At 68.4% G+C, this 4,461-nt stretch carries 2 protein-coding genes; both read right to left on the minus strand.

Annotated elements, in window-relative coordinates; genetic code table 11:
- Positions 1 to 160: 160 nt before the first annotated feature.
- Complete coding sequence (greA, locus tag CH341_RS28175; RefSeq protein WP_111422385.1) at positions 161 to 634, minus strand: transcription elongation factor GreA; 474 nt, start codon at positions 632 to 634, stop codon at positions 161 to 163.
- A 102-nt stretch (positions 635 to 736) separates the two neighbouring features.
- Positions 737 to 4,219 (minus strand): carbamoyl-phosphate synthase large subunit, encoded by a 3,483-nt coding sequence (gene carB, locus CH341_RS28180; RefSeq protein WP_111422387.1) that lies wholly within the window; start codon positions 4,217 to 4,219, stop codon positions 737 to 739.
- Positions 4,220 to 4,461 lie beyond the last annotated feature (242 nt).

Here is a 4,461-nt window from a genome sequence, read left to right on the forward strand (position 1 = left end):
CACGCGCGGGCCCGCCTCCCGCGCGGGATTTCGCACGCACAGAAACGCGCGTCGCCCGGCAGGCGGGCGACACGGGCCGAAATACCGATCGTGGGGCGAAGGCCGAGGCGGGAGACGCAAGACCGGGAGGCCGGGCGGCGGCGGAGCGCCGCCGGCCGGATCAGCGGAACTCGACGTTCAGGACCTCGTAGGCCTTGGCGCCGCCGGGCGTCACCACCTCGACCTGGCTGCCCTTCTTCTTGCCGACCAGGGCACGGGCGAGCGGCGACGTGATCGAGATGCGGCCGTTCTTGGCGTCCGCCTCGGGCTCGCCGACGATCTGCCAGACGTGCTTCTTCTCGGTGTCCTCGTCGATCAGCGTGACGGTGGCACCGAACTTCACGGTGTCGCCCGACAGCTTGGAGACGTCGATCACCTCGGCCCGCGCGAGCTTGTCCTCGAGCTCCGCGATGCGGCCCTCGTTGAGCGACTGAGACTCCTTGGCGGCGTGGTACTCGGCGTTCTCCGACAGGTCGCCGTGCGAACGCGCCTCGGTGATCTGCTGAATGATGCGAGGTCGCTCGACCTGCTGGCAGTGCCGCAGCTCGTGCTCGAGCGCCGCATAGCCGGCAGCCGTCATCGGTATCGTGTCCATCGGTCCTCTCCGACAGAAAAAAACTCGATCGCGGACCGGGGTCACCGGCACGCAACCGTTCGGAAGTCTGTCCAGCCCGTGGCCCTATTTTCCCGGCCGGCCCTAAAGGGCGCGTTCGGAGAAATAGCTCTGCAGGGTGCGCACCTCGAGGTCGCCCGCGAGATAGGCCTTGATGCCGAGCGCCGCCGCGACGGCTCCGGAAAGAGTGGTGTAGTACGGGACCTTATGCAAGAGGGCCGCACGCCGCAAGGAGCGCGAGTCCGAAATGGCGCGGGTCCCGCTGGTTGTATTGAACACCAGCTGGACCTCGCCGTTCTTGATCGCGTCCACGATGTGCGGACGCCCCTCCAGCACCTTGTTCACCTTCTCGGCCGCCACCCCGTTCTCCTGCAGGAAACGCTGGGTGCCGGACGTGGCGATGACCCTGAAGCCGAGATCGGCCAAGAGCTTGACCGAGTCGAGGATGCGCGGCTTGTCGATGTCGCGCACCGCCACGAAGATCGTGCCGGAGCTCGGCAACCGGGCACCGCCGCCGATCTGACTCTTGGCGAAGGCGATCTCGAAGGAGCGGTCGATGCCCATGACCTCGCCGGTCGAGCGCATCTCCGGCCCGAGCAGCGTGTCGACGCCGGGGAAGCGGGCGAACGGGAACACCGCCTCCTTGACGCCGACATGGTCCAGCGTCCGCGGCTCCAGGCCGAAGCTCGCCAGGCTCTCGCCGGCCATCACGCGCGAGGCGATCTTGGCGACCGGGATGCCGATCACCTTGGCGACGAACGGCACGGTGCGCGACGCCCGCGGGTTCACCTCGAGCACGTAGATGTCGCCGTCCTTGAGCGCGTATTGCACGTTCATCAGGCCGCCGACGCCGAGCGCCAGCGCCATGGCGCGGGTCTGGCGCTCCAGCTCGGCGATCACCTCGGGCTTGAGCGAATGCGGCGGCAGCGAGCAGGCCGAGTCGCCGGAATGCACGCCGGCCTCCTCGATGTGCTGCATGATGCCGGCGATGAACGTGTCCTTGCCGTCGCACAGGCAGTCGACGTCGATCTCGATGGCGTCCGACAGATAGCGATCGAACAGCAGCGGGTTCTTGCCCAGCACCGTGTTGATCTGGCCGGTCTTGTCGTTCGGGTAGCGCGCCTTGACGTCGCTCGGCACCAGGCTCGGCAGCGTGCCGAGCAGATAGTCGTCGAACTGCTCCTGGCTGCGGATGATCGCCATGGCGCGGCCGCCCAGCACGTAGGAGGGGCGCACCACGAAGGGCAGGCCGAGCTCGCCGGCGACCAGCCGGCTCTGCTCCACCGAGTAGGCGATGCCGTTCTTGGGCTGGCGCAGATGCAGCTTGTCGAGCAGCCGCTTGAAGCGGTCGCGGTCCTCGGCGTGGTCGATGGCGTCCGGCGAGGTGCCGAGGATCGGCACGTCGGCCGCCTCCAGCGCCGCCGCGAGCTTGAGCGGCGTCTGGCCGCCGAACTGCACGATCACGCCGTGCAGCGTGCCGTTCGACTGCTCGGTGGCGATGATCTCCAGCACGTCCTCGGCGGTCAGCGGCTCGAAATAGAGGCGATCCGAGGTGTCGTAGTCGGTCGACACGGTCTCCGGATTGCAGTTGACCATGATGGTTTCGTAGCCCGCCTCCTCCAGCGCGAAGCAGGCGTGGCAGCAGCAGTAGTCGAACTCGATGCCCTGCCCGATCCGGTTCGGGCCGCCGCCGAGGATCACCACCTTCTTGCGGTCGGAGGGCCGCGCCTCGTCGGCCGGGGCGCCGGCGAAGGGCGCCTCGTAGGTCGAGTACATGTAGGCGGTCGGCGCGTCGAACTCGGCCGCGCAGGTGTCGATGCGCTTGTAGACGGGCCGCACGCCGAGCCCGCGGCGGCGCCGCGTCACCTCGTCCGCGGAGATGTCGGCGAGCGCCCCGAGCCGGGCGTCCGAGAAGCCCATCGCCTTCAGCCGGCGCAGCGCGCCCGCCGTCTGCGGCAGGCCCTTCTGCTTCACCTCGGCCTCGGTCTCGACGATGCCGCGGATCTCGGCCAGGAACCACGGGTCGATCTTGCAGGAGCGGAAGATCTCCTCGTCCGAGGCGCCGAGCCGCATGGCCTGCGCGACCTTCAGCAGCCGGTCCGGCGTCGGCCGGCCGAGCGCCGCCCGGATGGCGTTCTTGTCGTCGCCCTCGCCGATGCCCTCGATGACGATCTCGTCGAGCCCGGTGAGGCCGGTCTCCATCGAGCGCAGCGCCTTCTGCAGCGACTCCTGGAACGAGCGGCCGATCGCCATCGCCTCGCCCACCGACTTCATCGAGGTGGTGAGCAGCGGCTCGGCGCCCGGGAACTTCTCGAACGCGAACCGCGGAATTTTCGTGACGACGTAGTCGATGGTGGGCTCGAACGACGCGGGGGTGGCCCCGCCCGTAATATCGTTGGCGATCTCGTCGAGCGTGTAGCCGACCGCGAGCTTGGCCGCGACCTTGGCGATCGGGAAGCCGGTGGCCTTCGAGGCCAGCGCCGAGGAGCGCGACACGCGCGGGTTCATCTCGATGACGACCAGGCGCCCGTCGTCCGGATTGACGGCGAACTGCACGTTGGAGCCGCCCGTCTCCACCCCGATCTCGCGCAACACCGCGAGCGAGGCGTCGCGCATCACCTGATACTCTTTGTCGGTGAGCGTCAGCGCCGGCGCGACCGTGATCGAGTCGCCCGTGTGGATGCCCATCGGGTCGAGGTTCTCGATCGAGCAGACGATGATGCAGTTGTCGTTCCGATCGCGGACGACCTCCATCTCGTACTCTTTCCAGCCGAGCACGCTCTCCTCGACCAGGACCTCGTTGGTCGGTGACGCGTCGAGACCGCCGCGCACGATCTCGATGAACTCGTCGAGGTCGTAGGCGATGCCGCCGCCCGTGCCGGCCAGCGTGAAGCTCGGCCGGATGATGGCCGGCAGGCCGATCTCGGCCAGCGCGATCAGCGCTTCGCCGAGCGCGCCGTGGACGTAGCGCTTCTTGCGCTCCTCCTCGCCGGCCGCCCAGTCGCGCTCGAACTTCGCACGCTCGATGGCCTTCCCGGTCGCGCGCCCCGTGTCGGCGTCGATCCGGGCGAGCGCGTCGAGATATTTTTGGCGGTCCGCCTGCTTGAGGTCGGAGGCGTTGGCCAGGAACGACTTCGGGATGTCGAGGCCGATCTTCTTCATCGCCTCGCGAAACAGCTCGCGGTCCTCGGCCTTGTCGATCGCTTCCGCCGTGGCGCCGATCATCTTGACGCCGAACTTGTCGAGCACGCCCATCTTGCGCAGCGACAGCGCCGTGTTCAGCGCGGTCTGGCCGCCCATGGTCGGCAAGAGCGCGTCGGGGCGCTCCTTCTCGATGATCTTGGCGACGATCTCCGGCGTGATCGGCTCGACATAGGTGGCGTCGGCCATCTCCGGGTCGGTCATGATGGTCGCCGGATTGGAGTTGACCAGGATGACCCGGTAGCCCTCCTCGCGCAGCGCCTTGCAGGCCTGGGTGCCGGAATAATCGAACTCGCACGCCTGACCGATGACGATCGGTCCTGCGCCGATGATCAGGATCGAGGAGATGTCGGTGCGTTTGGGCATCAGGGGTCTTCGCGGCTAGGTCTGGGCACAAAAAAAGGCGTCGTGGACGCGCCGCCTTTGCGAACTCGACCGGTTTGTCGCCTGCCCGTGCGCGGTCCGCGTGGGCGCCGGGACCCTTAGCCCAGAATCGACGGGGATGGAAGAGCGGCGGGCGGCGCGCGGCGTGGGCGCGCCGGCGGTGCCGGGCCTCAAAGCCCGTCCAGCGGCCCCTGCCCCGTCATTCCGGGGCGCGCCGAAGGCGC

Source organism: Rhodoplanes roseus, from assembly GCF_003258865.1.
Classification (GTDB): domain Bacteria; phylum Pseudomonadota; class Alphaproteobacteria; order Rhizobiales; family Xanthobacteraceae; genus Rhodoplanes; species Rhodoplanes roseus.